This is a genomic window from Streptomyces lacaronensis, assembly GCF_047337785.1.
GTDB lineage: Bacteria > Actinomycetota > Actinomycetes > Streptomycetales > Streptomycetaceae > Streptomyces > Streptomyces lycopersici.
The window spans coordinates 7,783,990-7,803,943 of the sequence record NZ_JBLHDK010000003.1 but is presented as its reverse complement, the minus strand read 5'-3'; the positions used below and the strand labels follow the sequence as shown (position 1 = coordinate 7,803,943).

Sequence of the window (19,954 nt, the reverse complement as noted above, 5' to 3'; positions counted from 1 at the left end):
AAGGTGCCGCCCCCTTTGAGATCCGGAGCCGATGCCGGGGGTGAGGGTGGGTGTTCCCGGCGCCGACTCCGGTGGCCTTACCGGCTCCTACCGGCTCTCACCGGCCGTTGGCCGCCGCCCGGCCGGCCTCCAGGCGGGCCACGGGAATGCGGAACGGGGAGCAGGAGACGTAGTCCAGGCCCACCTCGTGGAAGAAGTGGACGGACTCCGGGTCGCCGCCGTGCTCACCGCAGACCCCCAGCTTGAGGTCGGGGCGGGTGGCGCGGCCCGCCTGGGCGGCGTCGCGGACGAGGGAGCCGACGCCGTCCTTGTCGATGGTCTCGAACGGGCTGACGCCGAAGATGCCCTTCTCCAGGTAGGCGGTGAAGAAGCTGGCCTCGACGTCGTCCCGGGAGAAGCCCCAGACGGTCTGGGTGAGGTCGTTGGTGCCGAAGGAGAAGAAGTCGGCGGATTCGGCGATCTGAGCGGCGGTCAGCGCGGCGCGCGGCAGCTCGATCATGGTGCCGAGGGTGAGCTTGAGGTCCACGCCCCGTGCCTGCTCGACCTCCGCGATGACCCGCTCGGCCTCCTCACGGACGATCTCCAGCTCCTGGACCGTGCCGACCAGCGGAATCATGATCTCGGCCCGCGGGTCGCCCTTGGCGTTGCGGCGCTCGGCGGCGGCCTCGGCGATCGCCCGTACCTGCATGGCGAACAGGCCGGGGATGACCAGGCCCAGCCGCACCCCGCGCAGGCCCAGCATCGGGTTCTGCTCATGGAGCCGGTGTACGGCCTGGAGCAGCCGCAGATCGTTCTCGTTGTGGTCCTTGCGGGACTCGGCGAGCGCGACGCGCACCGACAGCTCGGTGATGTCGGGCAGGAACTCATGCAGCGGCGGGTCGAGCAGCCGGACGGTGACCGGCAGCCCGTCCATCGCCTCGAAGAGCTCGACGAAGTCGTTCTTCTGGAGGGGCAGCAGCCCGTCGAGCGCCGTGTCCCGCTCCTCGTCGGTGTGGGCGAGGATCAGCCGCTCGACCATCTCCCGGCGCTCGCCGAGGAACATGTGCTCGGTGCGGCACAGCCCGATGCCCTGGGCGCCGAACCGGCGGGCGCGGGCGGCGTCCTCGGCGTTGTCCGCGTTGGCCCGTACGCGCAGCCTGCGTACTCGGTCCGCGTACGCCATGATCCGGTGCACCGCGCCCACCAGCTCGTCGGCGTCGTCGGCGCCCGCGTGCATCCGGCCCTCGAAGTACTCCACGACCGGCGAGGGCACGACCGGGACCTCGCCGAGGTAGACCTTGCCGGAGGAGCCGTCGATCGAGACGACGTCGCCCTCCTCGATCACGATCCCGTCCTTGCCGTCCCGGCCGGGCACCGTCATCCGGCGCCGCTTGGTGTCGACTTCGAGCTCCTCGGCGCCGCACACACAGGTCTTGCCCATGCCGCGGGCGACGACGGCGGCGTGTGAGGTCTTGCCGCCGCGCGAGGTCAGAATGCCCTCCGCGGCGATCATGCCGTCGAGGTCGTCGGGGTTGGTCTCGCGGCGGATGAGGATGACCTTCTCGCCCGAGCGCGACCATTTGACGGCGGTGTACGAGTCGAAGACGGCCTTGCCGACGGCGGCGCCCGGGGACGCGGCGATGCCCCGGCCGATCTTCTGCACGGTGTCGCCGGAGGCCACCTCGTGGTCGAAGCGCGGGAACATCAGCTGCGCGAGCTGCGCCCCGTTGACCCGGCGCAGCGCCTCGGGCTCGTCGATCAGCCCCTGGTCCACCAGTTGGGTGGCGATCCGGAAGGCGGCCCCGGCGGTGCGCTTGCCGACGCGGGTCTGGAGCATCCACAGCTTGCCGCGCTCGATGGTGAACTCGATGTCGCACAGATCCTTGTAGTGCGTCTCGAGGGTTTCCATGATCTGCATCAGCTGGTCGTAGGACCGCTGGTCGATCTGCTCGAGTTCGGCGAGGGGCACGGTGTTGCGGATGCCCGCGACCACGTCCTCGCCCTGGGCGTTCTGGAGGTAGTCGCCGTAGACGCCCTGGTGGCCGCTGGCCGGGTCGCGGGTGAAGGCGACGCCGGTGCCCGAGTCGGGGCCGAGGTTGCCGAAGACCATGGAGCAGATGTTGACCGCGGTGCCGAGGTCGTGGGGGATGCGCTCCTGGCGGCGGTAGAGCTTGGCACGGTCGCCGTTCCAGGAGTCGAACACGGCTCGTACGGCGAGGTCCATCTGCTCGCGCGGCTCCTGCGGGAAGCCCCGGCCGGTCTCCTTGGCGACGATCTCCTTGAACTCGCCGACCAGCTTCTTGAGGTCGGCGGCGTCGAGGTCCACGTCGACGGTGACACCCTTGGCGCGCTTGGCCTGCTCGATGGCCTCCTCGAAGAGGTCGCCGTCCACGCCGAGCACGGTCTTGCCGAACATCTGGATGAGGCGCCGGTAGGAGTCCCAGGCGAACCGGTCGTCACCCGCCTGCGCGGCAAGCCCGGCCACGGACTGGTCCGAAAGGCCGATGTTGAGGACGGTGTCCATCATCCCGGGCATCGAGAACTTGGCGCCGGACCGTACGGATACGAGGAGGGGGTCGTCCGCCTGGCCGAGCTTCTTGCCCATCTTCGCTTCGAGGGCGTCGAGGTGCGCACTCACCTCGTCGCGCAGGGCCGGGGGCTCCGCGCCGCTGTCCAGGTAGACCTTGCAGGCCTCGGTGGTGATGGTGAAGCCCGGTGGCACGGGGAGACCGAGATTGGTCATCTCGGCGAGGTTGGCCCCCTTCCCGCCGAGCAGGTCCTTGAGATCCTTGTTGCCCTCGGTGAAGTCGTAAACGAACTTCTGCTGATCTTGTGTTTCCGGCACGGGACTCGATCTCCTCGGCTCGGCTGCCCTGACGGCGGGGAGCGTACCCAGATCAAAGGCCCCTGAGCAGGTCCACTCCACCGTCATACGGCTGTAACCACCCGCCTGCCACGTGTTCGAAAGTGCGGCGCCCGAACGAGACTCCTACGAGATGCCTTAAAGCCTCGAACGCACACCCACCCTCCGCCCGTGATGGACGCTTGGAATTTCACTATACGTAACCGATGGTTCGAGGTGTCGAACATCAAGTGGGTGGCACTGAGTGCCACGCATTGGAGAGGTGAGCACAGCGGAATGCCGCCGGTTCACCCCTCGGGCGCCGCTCATCTGAGCGATGACCCGATCAGAGTGGCGAGAATCACGCCTTGTCACGGCCCATTGTCTCGCCTTTTGGATACAACGAGAGGGGCCACGCTCAGATGAGCGACACGCCGGGAGGGGTGGCCGACCACCTCCGCGGATGGCGAGGGGCGGCTCCTCCGCGGGTCCCCTGATACGGCCCCCTCCGCATCAGAGGACCGGGGCCCGCCGCTTCCCGCGAACGAATCGCGCCATATTTCAGGACGCCTGGTCGTCCCCGGGCTCCCGCAGCCCGGCGAGGGCCTCGCGGGTCTTCACGGTGCAGTTGTGCTCATCGCTCAGGACGCGCTCGCAGACCTCGAGCACGGCCCGCCATTCGGCCTCCGCCTCGTCGAGGCGGCCGAGGCCCTTGAGGGTGGTGCCGAGGTTGTGGCGGGTCCAGAGAGTGTTGACGTTCTCCGGCCCGAGGACGCGCTGCCGGGCCGCGAGCGTCTCCCGGATCTCCGTCTCGGCCTCGGCGAACCGGCCCCGCTTGTTGAGCACATTGCCCAGGCTGTGCCGGGCCGCCAGCGTCTCCTTGGCCACGGCCCCCACGGACCGGGTGCGCCCCTCGACCACTCGGCGGAACAAGGATTCGGACTCCTCGTAGCGCTCCTGATCGCGCAGCAGGGCGGCGAGTTGGAAGAGGGTCAGCAGCGCGCTCGGGTCGTCAGGACCCAGCACCCGGGCCTCCCCCTCCATGGTCAGCCGGTACTCCCGCTCGGCCTCCTCCACGCGCTCGACGCGCGTCAGGGCCCCGGCACGGCTGTATCGCGCCACCAGCGTCGCCTGGGCGTCCGGCCCCGAGACGCGGATGCGGCCTTGGAGCACCTCGGTGTACTCCGCCAGCGCCTCCTCATGTCGTCCGGCCCTCCCCAGGCTGGCCGCCAGCTGGTGCCGGGTGTTGAGGGTGTTGTGATGCTCGCCCCCGAGCACGGCGGTCTGCCGTTCCAGAAGGTCACGGCAAGCCGCCAGCGCCTCGTCGTGCCGCCCCTGGTCGTCCAGGACCAACGCGCGCATCCGCAGTGCGGTCAGCGACTCGTCGTGCCGCTCCCCGACGGCGGCGAACGACTCCGCCACCAGCGCGTCGGCCTCGGACTCCGCCTCCTCGTACCGCCCCAGGGCGCGCAGGCAGTTGACGCGGTTGCGACGCGCCCGGCGCACCCGCCAGTGGCCGGGGCTGAGGCCCTCCGACGTCCTGTGGACCAGGTCGTGCCACAGCGCCTCCGCCTCTTCGTTGCGCTGTCTGAGGTCCAGGATGTCGCCGAGCGTGAAGAGCGCCGTCATCAGGGGCGGGTCCACCTCCGACTCCGCCGACGCGGCGCACTCGTCCGCCGCCGCCCGCATCTCGGCCTCCGCCTCGTCGAATCGCTTCAGCCGCCGCAGCGCGGTGGACAGCCAGGCACGTGCGTTGACGGTGTCGAAGCTGGTGAGCCCGTACAGTTCCCGCGCCCTGGACACCGAGATACGGAATTCCTCCTCGGCCTCCTCCACTCGCCCGAGGTCCAACAACAGGCGCCCACGCCTCAGGTGCTTGGCCTCGGCGTGCTTCCGGTCGTCGTCACCCTCCCGCCGCTCCCATGCCTCGATCAGGGTGCGGCACTCCTCCTCCGCCGCCTCGGTCCGCTCGGCGTCGCTCAGCAGCTCGACGAGGTAGCCGCGGGCGAAGAGCGTGTAGTCGTGTTCGACGCCGTGCACCCTCCCCGAGATCGCGACCACCTCGCGCAGCTCGCGCTCCGCCTCGTCGTGCTCTCCGAGATAGTTCAGCGTGAGCGCCAGATGCCCACGGAGATTGCGGGATTCGAGGTCGTCCAGGGATCTGAGCCCCTCGATCTGCTCCCGGGCCGTCTCCCGCAGTTCGTCCACATGTTCCCGCCACCCGGCGTCGATGAGCTGCTCGGCCACGTCGGGCAGGCGCCGCACCCCCTGCCAGCCGGTTTCCTCGCTCCGCTCATCGGCTTCGTCCAGCATGTTCTCGACGTGGTCACGCACCGACTTCGGCAACCCGTCATCCGCCGCGATCCGCCGCACAACCGCCATCACCGGCGGCTGGACGCGCTCGGAGGTGTAGGAGCGCGGTGGGAAGGCGGCGGCAGGTACCACCGGCTGCCGTTCCGGCGCCTTCGGCCGCGGCGGCGGCTCCTCCTCCGCCGCGTCCTCCACCAGCCCCAGCCGCGACAGCAGCTCCGGTGACGCCGCCGCGAACGGGCGGGCCTCCTCGGCGACGCGGGAGTCCCCGTGGTCGCCGGAGAGCCTGGCGCGGAACTCGGGGCCGCTGCCCTGGCGGTGCAGCAGGAACTCGGTGACCTGCGCCGCCGTCTCCAGCGCGTCCGACGTCCGGACCGCGTCCAGCAGCAGATCCGCGACGCCGGGGTGGAACTCGTACTCCTCCGCGCTCCCCTCCCGTCTGCGCAGCAGCCCGCCCAGGAACACCTCGGCCAGCTGCGCCGGGTGGAAGCGCTCCCCACGGCCCGCGCCCGACTGGTGGATCAGCCGCATCACCGGCAGGGTCAGCGGATGGACCGTGGCCAGCGCCCCGGCCAGGCGCTGGGCCTCGGGCGAGGCGGCGCGGAAGCGACGCAGCCGCTCCCCGGCCGTCGGCTCGGGGACCTGGGCCGTGGCCCGCGCGGCCACCGGCTTCTCGGCGCCGTCCAGCAGCATCACCGGCAGCGGCTCGCCGCCGCCACCCGTACCGGTGAGCGCCGCCCATCTGCCCAGCTCGCCCTCGGCCAGCTCCAGCACGGGCACCGGGGTGCCGTCGTACGACACCAGGCCGCGCGGCAGCACCGGATGGCGCACCGTCAGCGCGCGGCCGGGCGCGCCCTCGCGGCCGCCCGCGTCGACCAGCAGCCGCTGGGTGGGCATACCGCGCTCGGGCCACATCCGCGCGGGCAGCGGCTGGAGCACCGCCACCGGTGAGTGGCGGGCCCAGCGGCGCAGCAGCCGCGGAATCGCGCCGCCGCGCCACCCCGGGCCCACCCCGTCCGAGAGGACCAGCATCACGGTGCGGCCGGAGGTGTCGGTGAGCTGGCGGGCGGTGCGGCGCGGGGCGCCGGGGGCGTACGGGCGCGCCCTGAGCACCGGTCGGTCCTCGTGGGAGCTGTCCAGGCCGTAGGTGCGTACGGAGTGGAAGGCGCCCTGCCGCTCCAGCAGTGCGCGCACCTCGGCGGCGAGCTGCTGCCACAGCACCATCGACGGGCCGTCGTCCACGATGAGCGCGACGCTCAGCCAGCGCTCCGGGCGGGGGCGCAGCACCACGTCCGGCAGACCGGTCTCGGCGATCCACTCGGCGGTGGCGGTCTCGTCGACGCGGAAGGACGTACGGGACGGCACACTGCGCCGCAGCGGCCGCAGCGCGCGGGAGAGCCGGCGCGTCCCGGGGAGCGCCCGGACGCCCCGGACGCCGATGGCTCGGGCCGGGCGGGCCGCGGCGGGGCGCGCGGCGCCGGGGGCGTAGAGCCCTGCGGGGACGAGGGGTCCTGGCTCGGGTTCGCCGGGGGTGAGTGCCCCGGGGGGCTGTCGCTGGGCGCCCTTCGCCTCGTCCTCGCCGTCGGCCGCGCCGGAGGGGGGAGCGGCGGAACGCCTGGACGGCGGCGGTTCCTCGCCGTCCCCTTCGCCCCGCGCCGGGGCGGTGGTGGCGGCGAACCACAGGACGTCGCGCAGCTCCACCTCGGAGAGCTCGACCCCCGCGTCCTCCAGCAGGGCGCACAGCCGCTCGATCATTGCGCGTCGACTTCGTTCAGCGAGCGGAACAGCTTGTCGAGGACGTCCTGGTCGACCCGCACCCCGGAGGACCGCAGCCGGACCGCGTTGAGCAGCTGGTCGGTGGCCAGCTCCCGCTCGCTGCGCCGGGACACGAAGTCCGCGATCAGCTCCTGGGCCCGCGCGCCGACCTCCTCGCCCAGATGCATGGTGACGATTCGCTGGAGCTGCGCCTCGTCGGGCTGCTTGAGGTCGAGCCGGACGCAGCGGCGCAGAAACGCCGGGGGGAACTCGCGCTCGCCGTTGCTGGTGATGACGACGACGGGGAAGACGGAGCAGCTGACCCAGCCGCTGGTGATCCCGGCCTTCTCCCGGGAGCCGGCGTACTGCACCTGGACCCTCTTCCCCTCCCCCAGGCGGGCCAGCTCCGGAATCTCGAACTCGCCCTCCTCGAAGACCGTAAGGAGGTCATTGGGCAGGTCGACATCGCCCTTGTCGAGCTCGTCCACGAGCAGCACCCGCGGCTTCTTGGCCGGCAGCAGCGCGGTGCCGAGCGGGCCGAGCCGCAGATAGTCGCCGATGTCCGGCTCGGTCCCGGCACTCTCGTCGGCGCGCCGCTTGAGGGAGGCTTCGCGCAGCCTGCCGACAGCGTCGTACGAGTAGAGGCCCTCGGTGAGCGTGGAGCGGCTGTTGACCGGCCAGTGCAGCACCTCGCCCAGCATCAGCTCGCGGGCGATGGCGTGGGCCAGGGTCGACTTGCCGGTGCCGGGACGGCCGGTGACCAGCAGCGGGCGGTGCAGATGCAGCGCCATGTTGACGACGTCGCGGTCCTCGTCGGAGATCAGGTACGGCAGCGGCCGCTTCTTGTCCCGGCGCCGCGCGTCATCGCCGAAGCGCCGCCACGGCGGGGCGGGGGGCCAGGTCTCCACCTTGTGGGGCCGGGTGTCGCCGCCCTGGAAGAGCCTCCAGTCCTGTGCCATCTTCTTCGTCTCTCCTCAGGGTGCGGACAGGTCGAGTTGGTCGGGGAGCGGGCGGTGCGGATCGTCCCACAGGAGGGCCATATGGCTGCCGTGGTGGCTCTTGTAGGGGTCGCTGTCGGACCGGAGCTCACGCAGCCGCTGGGGAAGGGAGCGCAGGGGCCGCTCATCGCCGAGCAGTTCGCGTATCTCGTCCTCCGCTATGGACGGTTCCGCATCGCCGTGCCATATGAGGACGGGCACTCCGCCGAACAGACAGGCGTTGAAGAGGTCCGCACGGGCCCGTGAGGGGGTGGTCGTCAGCGCGCCCGGTGTGTCCATGGACTGCTGGACGACGCGGTACACCTCACCGCAGTCCATATGGCCCGGCAGCCAGCGCAGCTCCTGGGTCCCGGCGGTGCCGACCCGGTTCCAGCGGCGCTTCCACAGATCGTGCCGCTGGGGTTCGCGGAAATCGGTGCAGCGCATGACGACCGGATAGTCCGTGCCCAGATGGCGCTTGACGGGCTGGGCGAACTGCCATTGGTGCACGGCCAGTTCGAGGTCGGTGGCGGAGACGAAGAACTCCACCAGGGTGTCCGGGGCGTAGGTCTGGGCGCTCAGCAGGGCTTCGAGGCCGCCCCGTATCTCGTCCAGTGAGGCCGGGGTGTCCACCTTGGCCAGGGCGTGGACGTCCTCGCCGCGCCGCGTCCACACCTCGTACGCACGCCGCTGTCCGGGCCCGGTGGACGGGTGGAGCCGGATCTGGACACTCCCCCGGCTACCGCTGGGAGGTGCCCCCTGGTCCTGGGCGAGCCCGGCCGCCTTGACGGCCTCGGCGTACTCCATGGCCTCGCCGCGCCGCTCCATCAGCTGGCCCTTCAGCCCCAGCCGTTCGGCGCACCGCAGCGACCAGGCACGCAGATCGGCGGCGACCGGACCGTCGTCGACGGCCGCGAAGCGCTCCACGACCCTGAGCAGCTGGGGAAGCCGGTCCGGCTTGGGCAGCAGCTCCTCCAGCGCGTCGGCGAGCCGGGCCGGATCGTGGAACGGCAGATCGGCCAGGCCGAACAGCGCCCGGGCCTCCTCCGCGAGGTCGCACCGCCCCCGCTGCCCCAGCCGCTCCAGCAGCCCGGCCAGCTCCGTGTACTCCGCGCGGGTCAGCCACTGGCTCTGGAGCACATGGCACGCCTTGCGGATCTCCGTGCGGACCGGGGCCCGCGCGCTGAGCTCCGCGAGAAGGGTGACGGTGCCGTGCGGGTTCTCCAGCGCCCAGTCGACCAGCTCCTCGGCCGAGGGAGGCGTCGTGGTGGGCGGGTCGGTGGTGAACTGCTCGCAGAGCCCGACGACGGCCTCCGCCGCGCGGCCGGGATGCGCCCCCAGCAGCGCGCCGATCGCGTGGATCAGCTTGCCGCGCTCCCGCCGCTGCTGCTCGTCCAGCGGCGATCGGGGCGGGCCGAGCGGGATGTCCTCGCCGTTCCGGTCCCCCCTGCTGATGTGCACGGTCGGGAACTGCCGCAGGCCCTCTTCCCGGCCCAGCCGCTCGAACTCGTCCTGGACCCCCTGCCACACCCGGTCGAGGTCCGGCGCCACGCCGCCGGCGGAGGCCGCTTCGAGCTGCCGTAACAGCACGGAGGTGAACAGGCCCGCGCCCTGCTGGTTCTTGGACACCGCCCCGGGCTGGCAGGCGCGCATCCAGTAGATCTCGCGGGCGTTGTTGATCTCCGGCTTCGTGGTGAGCTCGTCCGGTTTGGCGACCATCAGGTGGGTGCGGAGGGGAAGGGCCTGCCAGCAGGCGTCGATGATCACGGTGACCCGGTCCACGCCCCGCTTCGGCAGATGCTCGGTGCGCAGCAGCGTCATCAGGTTCAGCGCGTCGAGACCCACCATGTCCCGGTCCCGCGTCTCCGGGTACAGCAGGCTCCATCGGCCTCCCGGGGCCTGTACGCCGTGCCCCGCCCAGTAGATCCACAGCCGGTCCGCGTCGAGGGAGCTCAGCTCCTCCATGAAGACCTTACGGATGATGTGGCCGTTCGCCGGGCGGTAGTCGCGGTCCGCCGCTTCCACGGCGGCCTTGTTCCCCTCCGTGGGCGAGGCCAGCAGACGGATGTTCTCCGCCGGCACGCCCAGCCCGGTCAGCCAGGCCCGCATCGCGAGCGCGTCGTTCACCGGACCGTCGAGGGTCCAGCCGTCGCTGCCGCTGTACTGCTCGACCGCCACGATCACGGCGTGGGTGCGGCGCCAGTCGTGCTCGACCGCTGTCACTTCGGCAGCTCCGGGGCCAGCAGGTCGTACAGCCGCTGGTGGGCGAAGTACGAGGTGTGGGCGCGCGGGAAGGGCTGGCGGGTGTCGACGCGCAGATCGGTGACCCGGCCGGGGAAGACCTTCTCCCCGACGAAGCCGAGCAGATCCCGCTCGTCGTAGACGTTGATCCAGCGGGGGAAGGCGCCGGGCAGCCGTTCGTCGCGGCGCAGCGCGGTCAGCGCGTCCAGCTCGTAGAGGAACGGCGCCTGGGAGCCGACCGTCACCAGCAGCTCCACCCCGGCGGGCGGATCGGGCTCGGCGAGCAGATCGACACAGGCGATACCGCCGAGGCTGTGGGCGAGCAGCACCACCGGGCCGTTCCCCGATTCGACCGCGTCGCGCACCGCCGCCCGGATCGCGGCGCGCACCCCGGCGCCGCGCACCTGGTAGCGGAGGATGTCGCCACTGGCCGGGACGGACTTGGTGGTGATCCGGCCCCGCTGGGCCTGGGCCAGCCAGGAGAACGGCGAAACGTAGGCGTTGAACGCCCGTACGGCGACGCCCTTCGCGGCACCGGCGACGAATCCTCCCCGGTCGGTGCCGCCCAGCTGATCGCTGAGCGCGCCGACGACGGTGTCGCGGTCGGCGCCGTCCACCGCGAGCGGCTCGTCGTCGCCGTACGGGCCCTCGGCGCGCCGGACGGCCAGGGCGTACACGGCGCGGGCCGCGATGGGCTCGATGCCGTCGGCGGGCGAGGTGCCGCCCAGACTGCCGGAGATCTCGTCGGCCACGCGGCCGGCGGCCTCGTCGAGATGCGGCGCGAGATCCGCGATCAGCCGCGGCAGGCTGCCACCGGACTCCCGCGCCTCGGGTGCCACCGGCTCCAGCGTCAGGCCGCGCACCTTGTCGGCGACGGTCTCCCAGGGGTCGACACGGCCGGGCGCGAAGCCCGCCTCCTCGCCGTCGTCGTGCGCCGCCTGCGCGAACTCCCGCAGCTCCGCGAGCGGATCGACCTCCAGCAGCGCCCATACGGCCAGCGGATCGTCCTCGTCCAGCGCGCCGTCAGCGCCGACGCCGCGGTTCTTCGTGCGCACCGGGAGCGACGCCCCGCCGAGCCCCAGTGAGGCTCCGTGCTCCTCGCCCCAGAAACAGCGGGCGACCCGGATATCGGCTCTCACCCGTCCCAGGCCGCTCACGACCCGCGCGAGGCTCTTCTCGTACGACTTGGCCCGGACCCCCGTGCCGTGGACGAAGACGACGCTTGTCACCGATCCCCCCAGATCGTCCAGATCCCACCGCGACCACGAGCCCATCACTTTAACCGGTGATGACCCCGTGTGACCCCCGGACTACCGGGCTCGCGCCCGGTCCACCCGGCTTACGGCCCCTACCCGCCTTACGCCCCGGTCTACCGGGCTCAGCCGCCCGAGGTGTCCAGCTCCGCGTCCGCGCCGACGCCCGCGCGGTCGTACGGGTCGTCCAGCCAGCCGTCGGGCAGCACCACGCGGTTGCGGCCGGAGGTGCGGCCGCGCGGGCCGTCCGCGCCGGGGGGCCACTCCTGGTCCAGGTCCAGCTCGGCCAGCAGGGCGTCCAGCTCGGCGAGGGACGAGGTGATCGCCAGCCGCTTGCGCATCTCCGAGCCCACCGAGAAGCCCTTGGTGTACCAGGCGACATGCTTACGGAAGTCGATCACGCCGCGCTCCTCGTCCTCCAGCCACTCGGCGAGCAGCTCGGCGTGGCGGCGCATCACGGCCGCGACCTCCTTGAGCGTCGGCCGCGCGTACCCCGACGCGCCGGGGCCGGACACCGACGCGCCGGGGCCGGACACCGACGTCCCGGGGCCGGACACCGACGTCCCGCCGCCCGGCTCGAACGCGGCCACCAGGTCGCCGAAGAGCCACGGCCGCCCCAGGCAGCCGCGCCCCACGACCACGCCGTCACAGCCCGTCTCGCGCATCATCCGGACCGCGTCGTCGGCGGACCAGATGTCGCCGTTGCCCAGCACCGGGATCTCGGGGACGGCCTCCTTCAGCCGGGCGATCGCCTCCCAGTCGGCGGTGCCGCCGTAGTGCTGGGCCGCGGTGCGGCCGTGCAGGGCGATCGCGGTCACGCCCTCCTCGACGGCGATCCGGCCCGCGTCGAGATAGGTGATGTGGTCGTCGTCGATGCCCTTGCGCATCTTCATGGTCACCGGCAGCTGGCCCGCCGCGGTCACGGCCTCGCGCAGGATCGAGCGCAGCAGATGCCGCTTGTACGGGAGCGCCGAACCGCCGCCCTTACGGGTCACCTTGGGCACCGGGCAGCCGAAGTTGAGGTCGATGTGGTCGGCGAGCTCCTCGTCCACGATCATCTGGACGGCCTTGCCGACGGTCACCGGATCCACCCCGTACAGCTGGATGGAGCGCGGCTTCTCGGTGCCGTCGAAGTGGATCAGCCGCATCGTCTTGGCGTCCCGCTCCACCAGCGCCCGGGTAGTGATCATCTCGCTGACGAACAGCCCCTTGCCACCCGAGAACTCCCTGCACAGGGTGCGGAACGGAGCGTTGGTGATCCCGGCCATCGGTGCCAGGACGACCGGCGGCTGGACCGTATGGGGTCCGATCCGCAGCTGCGTCCGCTCCGTGTGCGGCGTCTGCGGCGATTGCGTCATGGGATCAGCTTCCTCGTGCGTACTACGGTGGCAGGGCGGGGCCGATCTCTCATTGTCCCGCACCCGCGGGAGGGAACGTGTCCCGCACCCGCGAGAGGGATCGACAGGGCGGTGATGACCGCCACACCGACGGTATCGATGTAGCGTTCAACCATGCGTGAGCTCAGCCATCGGCGGCGCATGCTTGTGCTGGCGATTTGCTGCATGAGCCTGCTGCTCGTCAGTCTCGACAACACGGTCCTCAATGTCGCGCTGCCCTCGATTCGGAGTGATCTGCACGCCTCCGTCTCGGGAATGCAGTGGACGATCGACGCCTACACCCTGGTCCTCGCCGCCCTGCTGATGCTCTCGGGGTCGACGGCCGACCGGGTGGGACGCAAGCGCACCTTCCAGACCGGGCTGGTGATCTTCACCCTCGGATCGGGGCTGTGCAGCCTCGCGCCCAATCTGGAAGCGCTGGTGATCTTCCGCATGGTGCAGGCGATCGGCGGTTCGATGCTCAACCCCGTCGCCATGTCGATCATCACCAACGTCTTCACCGAGCCCAGGGAGCGGGCCCGCGCCATCGGGGCCTGGGGCGGGGTCGTCGGCATCAGCATGGCGGCCGGGCCGATCGTGGGCGGACTGCTGGTGGAGTCCATCGGCTGGCGCTCGATCTTCTGGATAAACCTTCCGGTCGGGCTCGCGGCGCTGCTCCTCACCGCCCGTTACGTCCCCGAGTCGCGTGCCCCCAAGCCGCGCCGGGCCGACCCCATCGGCCAGCTGCTGGTCATCGCGGTGCTGGGCACCCTCACCTACGCGATCATCGAGGCGCCGGACCGCGGCTGGGACTCGCCGCTGATCGCGACCTGCGCGGGGATCGCCGCCGTGGGACTGCTCACGCTGATCCGCTACGAGCGGCGGCGTGAGGAGCCGCTGATCGATGTGCGGTTCTTCCACAGCGTGCCGTTCAGCGGGGCGACGGTCGTCGCGGTGTGCGCCTTCGCGGCGCTCGGCGGCTACCTCTTCATGAACACGCTCTACCTCCAGGACGTGCGCGGGCTCAACGCGCTGCACGCCGGGCTGTGGATGCTGCCCATGGCGTTCATGTGCTTCGTCTGCGCGCCGCTGTCCGGGCGGCTGGTGGGCGCCCGCGGGCCACGGCCGTCGATGCTGGTGGCCGGGGTGGCCATAACGGCCAGCGGGGTCCTGTTCGCCGTCTTCGACGCCCAGGCCAGCGATGCGGGGCTGCTGATCGGCTATGTGCTGTTCGGCCTCGGCTTCGGCATGGTCAACGCGCCCATCACCAATACGGCGGTCTCCGGGATGCCCCGCACCCAGGCCGGGGTGGCCGCGGCCGTCGCCTCCACCAGCCGACAGGTGGGCCAGTCGCTCGGCGTCGCGGTCATCGGCGCGGTGCTGGCGGCGGGCGCCGCGTCGGCGGCGGCGGGCGGGATGGGACACGCCGCCTCCCCCGCGGCCGCCGCGTCGTTCGTGGACGCGGCCCGCCCCGCGTGGTGGATCATCGCCGCGTGCGGTGCCGTCATCCTGCTGCTGGGGCTGGTGACCACGGGCCACTGGGCCGAGAAGACGACGCGGCACGCGGCGGCGCTGTTCGAGGAGGGGGCGCCGACGGGGCAGACGTCGGCGAACGCGAAGGCGTAGTGGGCGCGAGGGGGCATCCGCCGGACCGTGCCGCCTGCGGCGGGCTGTTCCCCTCCCCGCCCCTTCCCGCAGCATCGATATGCGGCTCCGCCGCGTGGTGGGTCTCCGCCCCAGACCCCGGCAGACGACCCGAATGCGCGAAGGCGCCCACCCGGCCCCCCGTCGACACCGACCGCAACCGCCCCACCGGCACGGCCGTTCCCGGCGACGCCCCGCCCCCCGGAGCCCAGGGGCGGACGGAGCCCCGGGATGCAGGAGGTCTGGGGGCGGAGCCCTGGCAACGGGGGTCCACGGGCCGAGCCCCAGCCAACGGGGGCCCAGGGGCCGAGCCCCAGGAAAGGGGGGATCCGAGGGGCGGAGCCCCAGGAAACGGGGGCCCGAGGGGCCGAGCCCCAGGAAACAGGGGCCCAGAGGCCGAGCCCCAGGAAACAGGGGCCCAGAGGCCGAGCCCCAGGAAACAGGGGCCCAGAGGCCGAGCCCCAGGAAACAGGGGCCCAGAGGCCGAGCCCCAGGAAACAGGGGCCCAGAGGCCGAGCCCCAGGAAACAGGGGCCCAGAGGCCGAGCCCCAGGAAACAGGGGGCCAGGGGCCGAGCCCCTGGTCACGGGGAGCCCGAGGGGCGGAGCCCCAGGAAACGAGGGTCCGAGGGGCGGAGCCCCAGCCAACGGGGGCCAGGGGCGGAGCCCCGGAGAACGGGGGGCCGGGGGCGGAGCCCCTGGTTTCGGGAAGGGGCGGGGAGGGGAAAGATCCGCCCCGCCGGACGCACCGTAAGGCGCGATGCGCAACGAGGCCGCCCCCGGCCCCGGCGGATCAGACCGTCGCCGGGGCCGCCTCCCCCGTCGTGGCCTCTTCCGCGAGCGCCAGCGCATGCAGCCGCTCCAGCCGCTCCTGCGTCTCCACGTCCGCCGGGGTGTACGTGAGCAGCTTGGAGCCCTGCTGGGGGCCGGTCCACAGGCTGGTGGAGGCCAGCCGGAGGATGCCCACCTTCGACTGACGGTAGACCTTGATCTTGTCGCCGGGCCGGATCACCTCATGCCGGGCCCAGATCTCCCGGAACTCCGGCGAGGCCTCCTCCAGCCGCTTCACGATCGCCTTCCAGGCGGGCTCGGCCACATGCTCGGCCATGACGGCGCGGAACTTGGCCGCCATCAGCCGGATCGTCTCGTCCCGGTCCACCAGGCTGGAACGCCACTCGTCGTTGGTGAAGGCCAGCCACAGGCAGTTGCGGTCCTCCGGCGCCACCCGGTCCAGGTCGCACATCAGCAGCCGGTAGCTGCGGTTGTAGGCGAGCAGGTCGAAGCGGCTGTTCTGGACGCAGGCGGGGAACGGCTCGAGCCGCTCCAGCATGAGCTGCAGTGACTGCGGGATGCCCGTGCACTCGCTCGCCGGGGTCGGGTCGATGGCCCCCGCGAGGGCGAACAGATGGGCGCGCTCGCTGCGGTCCAGGAGCAGCGCACGGGCGATGGCGTCGAGGACCTGCGCCGAGACGTGGATGTCGCGGGCCTGCTCCAGCCAGGTGTACCAGGTCACGCCGACGGCCGAGAGCTGCGCGACCTCCTCGCGGCGCAGCCCGGGGGTGCGCCGGCGGCGGCCCCGGGGCAGCCCCACCTGCTCGGGCGTGATCCGCTCCCGCCGGCTGCGAAGGAACGCGGCCAGCTCGCCTCTTCTCGGGTCGCTCGCCTCCGAGCGCTCTGATCCGGCGCCGACACTCCTGCTCTCGGCCGTGGCTCCGGTTGTCGCGTCCCGCACCATCGTGGTCATGGCTCCAGGGTGCCCGAGGGCTCAGCCGGTTGCCAGGTAGTTCTTGTACCAGGATAAAGACACTCTGGTACCAGCCTGAGCGACGAGGAATCTTCGTAGGCGTGACCGAAACGCAGATATCCACGATACGAACGAGAACCGCCGCCCCAGGCGCGAGGAAGACCCCTGGGCGGACCCGCACCTCCTCCGGACCCGCGCTGAGCCCCCTCGGGCTGTTCACCGTGCTGCTGGGCGCGGCGCTGCCGCTGATCGACTTCTTCATCGTCAATGTGGCCCTGCCCACCATGGACCACGACCTCCACGCCGGTCCGGCCGTACTGGAGCTGATCGTCGCCGGATACGGCGTGGCGTACGCGGTGCTGCTGGTCCTCGGCGGGCGGCTGGGCGACACCTTCGGGCGGCGCCGGCTCTTCCTCGCCGGGATGGCGGCCTTCGGGCTGACCTCGCTGGCCTGCGGGCTCGCGCCGGACGCGTGGAGCCTGGTGGGCGCACGGGTGGCGCAGGGCGCCTCGGCCGCGCTGATGCTGCCGCAGGTGCTGGCCACGATCCACTCCTCGACCAGCGGTTCGCGCCGCGCCCGCGCGCTCAGCATGTACGGCGCGACGGCCGGTCTGTCCATGGTCGCGGGGCAGATCCTGGGCGGTGTGCTGGTGGCCGCGGACATCGCGGGCACCGGGTGGCGCGCGGTCTTCCTGGTCAATGTGCCGGTCGCGCTGATCGGCCTGGTTCTCGCGGTCCGTACGGTCCCCGAGACCCGCTCCAACCGGCCCGCGCCGGTGGACGTGCCGGGCACGGTGCTGCTGGCGCTGTCTCTGATCACGCTGATGGTGCCGCTGACCGAGGGACGGGCGGCGGGCTGGCCGCTGTGGACCTGGCTGGGGCTGGGCGCGTTCCCGTTCGTGGCCGCCGCGTTCTACGTCGTGGAGCGACGCGCGGACCGGGCGGGCAGGACGCCGCTGCTGCCGCCGAGCCTGTTCGCCCTGCCCGGGCTGCGGCGCGGACTGGCGATGGTGGTGCCGTTCTCGATCGGCTTCGGCGGCTTCATGTTCGTCATCGCGGTCGCGCTCCAGCAGGGGCTGCGGTACGGGCCGGTGGAGGCCGGGCTGGCGCTGGCGCCGATGGCCACGACGTTCTTCGTGGCCTCGCTGATGGGGCCGCGTCTGGTGGGCCGGTACGGCAGCCGTGTGGTGACCGCGGGCGGGCTGATCCAGGCGGCGGGCATCGCGCTGCTGATGCTGGCCGTATGGCGGGACTGGCCGGATCTGTCGCTGGCCGGGCGGCTGCCGGGGGTCGCGCTGGCCGGGTTCGGGCAGGGGTTGCAGCTTCCGGTGCTGATCCGGATCGTGCTGGCCGATGTGCCGAACGAGCGGGCCGGGGTGGGGAGCGGCGTGATGGTCACCACCCAGCAGTCGGCGCTGGCGCTGGGCGTGGCGACGCTCGGCACGCTCTTTCTGTCCCTGGGGTCGTCGGCGGGCATGGGCGACGCGCTGGTCATCACGCTCGCGGCCCAGCTGGGGGCGATCGCGCTGACCCTGCTGATGAGCCTGCGACTGCCGCGCAAGGTGTCGTAAGGAGCTCGCCGGAACAGGTCGCGGACGGGTCGCGGAACGGGTCGCGGAACAAGTGGAACAACCGGACGGGGTGACTGGTAGGCGATGACAGATATTGAAATCTGTCATCGCACATGTCATTCTCTCCTTGGACACCCCAACCCGGAATCCCAAGGAGCACCCCCGTGCAGAACCGCCAACTCGGCACCACCGGCCCCCAGGTCTCCGCGATCGGCCTCGGCTGTATGGGCATGTCCCCCATGTACGGCGCCGGCGTCGACCGCGCCGAGTCCATCGCCACCATCCACGCCGCCCTCGACGCCGGGATCACCCTGCTCGACACCGGCGACTTCTACGGCATGGGCCACAATGAACTGCTCATCAACGAGGCCCTGCGCACCGCCCCCGCCACCCACCGCGAACGCGCCCTGACCAGCGTGAAGTTCGGCGCCCTGCGCGGCCCGGACGGCGCCTGGACCGGCCATGACGGCCGCCCCGCCGCCATTAAGAACTTCCTCGCGTACTCGCTCCAGCGGCTGGGCACCGACCACATCGACATCTACCGCATCGCCCGCCTCGACCCGGCCGTCCCGATCGAGGAGACGGTCGGGGCCATCGCCGAGGCCGTACAGGCGGGTTACGTACGGCACATCGGCCTCTCGGAGGTGGGCGCCGAGACCATCCGGCGGGCCGCCGCCGTCGCCCCGATCTCGGATCTCCAGATCGAGTACTCACTGCTCGCACGCGGTATCGAGGACGAGATCCTGCCCGTCTGCCGTGAGCTGGGCATCGGCATCACCCCGTACGGAGTGCTCTCGCGCGGGCTGATCAGCGGCCACTGGAGCCGGGAGCGCACCACGGACGCCCAGGACTTCCGCAGCAGGGCCCCGCGGTTCCAGGCCGAGAACCTCGACCGCAACCTCGAACTCGTGGAGGCCCTCCGCAAGATCGCCGACGCCAAGGGCGTCAGCGTCGCCCAGATCGCCATCGCGTGGGTGCTCGCGCAGGGCGTCCGGCGCTCCACCGCCATCGTCCCGCTCGTCGGTTCCCGCCGCCGCGACCAGTTGGCCGAGGCCCTGGGCGCGCTTGACGTTACGCTCGACGCCGACGACCTGGCCGCCATCGAGGACGCCGTCCCGGCTGACGCCGCCGCGGGCGACCGCTACCCGGAGGCCCAGATGGCCGCCCTCGACAGCGAGAAGAAGTAAGGGACCCGATGCCGCCGCCGCCCGAGACCCCCCTGACGCCCGCCCGCATCCTCGAAGCCACCGAGGACGTGCTGCGCCGCTACGGCCCCGCGAAGGCCACGGTGGTGGACGTGGCCCGGGCGCTGGGGGTCAGCCACGGCAGCGTCTACCGCCACTTCCGCTCCAAGACGGCGCTGCGCGAGGCGGTCACCGCGCGGTGGCTGGACCAGGAGCACGACAGCCTGTCCCGCATCGCCCGCGCCAAGGGCCCGGCGGCCGACCGGCTGGAGGACTGGCTGCTCACCCTGTTCGCCGCCAAGCGCCGTAAGGCGGGCGTCGATCCGGAGCTCTTCGCCACGTATCTGGCGCTGGCCACCGAGAACAGCGAGATCGCCGCGCGCCATGTCGAGACGATGATCGACCAGCTCACCACGATCGTCGAAAGCGGCATCGCGAGCGGGGAGTTCACGATGCGGGACGCCCGTGCCACGGGCCGGGCGCTGTGGGACGCGACGGCGCAGTTCCACGACCCCGTCTACGCGCCGCGGTGGTCGGAGCCGGACATGGACCCGGCCTTCGCGGCCGTCTGCGAGCTGCTGCTGGACGGTCTGCGGGCCCGCTGAGGGGTGTCCGTCGGGTCTTGGCGCCTGCGGCGGGCCACGCGGCGGAGCCGCACATCGATGCCTTCCCCGCCCCACCCCTTCCCGACACCTGCCGATCCGCGGCTCCGCCGCGGGGGGCCTCGCCCCTGGACCCCGGGGTCGACGAGCCGACCGGCGCCGCCGTGAACGCCTGCACCGGCGGGCTGGTCGCGGTCGGCACGTTGGCGCGGCGGATGACCGGGCGAACGCCCGCGCCCATCCGCGCCGTCCCGCCCGAGGTCCAGGGGCGGGGCCCCCGCGGCGGAGCCGCAGATCGACACAACCCCGCGGCGGAGCCGCACATCGACACAACCCCGCGGCGGAGCCGCACATCGAAACAGCAGCCCCGCGCCCCTTCAGGCGGCGGTCGCGATGGCCCTCTGCGCGGAGCTGCCGCTGGCGGCGGTGTGCACGGCGCCGGCCCTCGGCCGGGAACGGCGGACCGTCCGCGACGACC

11 protein-coding genes are annotated in these 19,954 nt (G+C 72.1%); 4 read left to right on the top strand and 7 right to left on the bottom strand.

Translation table 11 applies throughout. The annotated features are described in order from the left end of the window. Nucleotides 1-97: 97 nt before the first annotated feature. From ppdK to dusB, 6 genes are all read right to left on the bottom strand, one after another. Entirely contained in the window at nucleotides 98-2,824 is a 2,727-nt protein-coding gene (gene ppdK / locus ACMTAK_RS33360) for a pyruvate, phosphate dikinase (RefSeq protein WP_413809595.1), read from the bottom strand. A 558-nt stretch (nucleotides 2,825-3,382) separates the two neighbouring features. Further along, a complete protein-coding gene (locus ACMTAK_RS33355; protein ID WP_413809594.1) occupies nucleotides 3,383-6,886 on the bottom strand; it encodes an SAV_2336 N-terminal domain-related protein in 3,504 nt (1,167 codons plus the stop codon). Further along, entirely contained in the window at nucleotides 6,883-7,845 is a 963-nt protein-coding gene (locus ACMTAK_RS33350; protein ID WP_413809593.1) for an AAA family ATPase, read from the bottom strand. The genes ACMTAK_RS33355 and ACMTAK_RS33350 overlap by 4 nt, the downstream gene beginning before the upstream one ends. A gap of 15 nt (nucleotides 7,846-7,860) precedes the next feature. After that, entirely contained in the window at nucleotides 7,861-10,086 is a 2,226-nt protein-coding gene (locus tag ACMTAK_RS33345) for a VMAP-C domain-containing protein (protein ID WP_413809592.1), read from the bottom strand. Next, nucleotides 10,083-11,333, bottom strand: coding sequence for a lipase family protein (locus ACMTAK_RS33340; RefSeq protein WP_413809591.1), 1,251 nt, complete (start codon nucleotides 11,331-11,333; stop codon nucleotides 10,083-10,085). Before ACMTAK_RS33340 ends, ACMTAK_RS33345 begins: the two co-directional genes overlap by 4 nt. A gap of 149 nt (nucleotides 11,334-11,482) precedes the next feature. Beyond that, on the bottom strand, nucleotides 11,483-12,715 hold the full coding sequence (gene dusB / locus ACMTAK_RS33335) for a tRNA dihydrouridine synthase DusB (RefSeq protein WP_413809590.1): 1,233 nt from the start codon (nucleotides 12,713-12,715) through the stop codon (nucleotides 11,483-11,485). 153 nt (nucleotides 12,716-12,868) lie between these two features. Between dusB and ACMTAK_RS33330 the strand changes: the two genes are divergently transcribed. Then, nucleotides 12,869-14,359, top strand: a complete 1,491-nt coding sequence (locus ACMTAK_RS33330) for an MFS transporter (protein WP_413809589.1) — start codon at nucleotides 12,869-12,871, stop codon at nucleotides 14,357-14,359. Nucleotides 14,360-15,168: 809 nt separating this feature from the next. On the opposite strand, the gene ACMTAK_RS33325 is transcribed toward ACMTAK_RS33330, so the two are convergent. Next, nucleotides 15,169-16,119 (bottom strand): helix-turn-helix transcriptional regulator, encoded by a 951-nt coding sequence (locus ACMTAK_RS33325; RefSeq protein ID WP_413809588.1) that lies wholly within the window; start codon nucleotides 16,117-16,119, stop codon nucleotides 15,169-15,171. Between the two features lie 101 nt (nucleotides 16,120-16,220). Here ACMTAK_RS33325 and ACMTAK_RS33320 point away from each other — a divergent pair, with 101 nt between their 5' ends. From ACMTAK_RS33320 to ACMTAK_RS33310, 3 genes are all read left to right on the top strand, one after another. Next, nucleotides 16,221-17,690 carry an MFS transporter gene (locus tag ACMTAK_RS33320; RefSeq protein ID WP_413809587.1) on the top strand — a complete coding sequence of 490 codons (1,470 nt, stop codon included), beginning with the start codon at nucleotides 16,221-16,223 and terminating at the stop codon, nucleotides 17,688-17,690. A gap of 164 nt (nucleotides 17,691-17,854) precedes the next feature. Beyond that, nucleotides 17,855-18,877 carry an aldo/keto reductase gene (locus tag ACMTAK_RS33315; RefSeq protein ID WP_413809586.1) on the top strand — a complete coding sequence of 341 codons (1,023 nt, stop codon included), beginning with the start codon at nucleotides 17,855-17,857 and terminating at the stop codon, nucleotides 18,875-18,877. Between the two features lie 8 nt (nucleotides 18,878-18,885). Beyond that, nucleotides 18,886-19,479 (top strand): TetR family transcriptional regulator, encoded by a 594-nt coding sequence (locus ACMTAK_RS33310; RefSeq protein WP_413809585.1) that lies wholly within the window; start codon nucleotides 18,886-18,888, stop codon nucleotides 19,477-19,479. The last annotated feature ends 475 nt before the right edge of the window (nucleotides 19,480-19,954 follow it).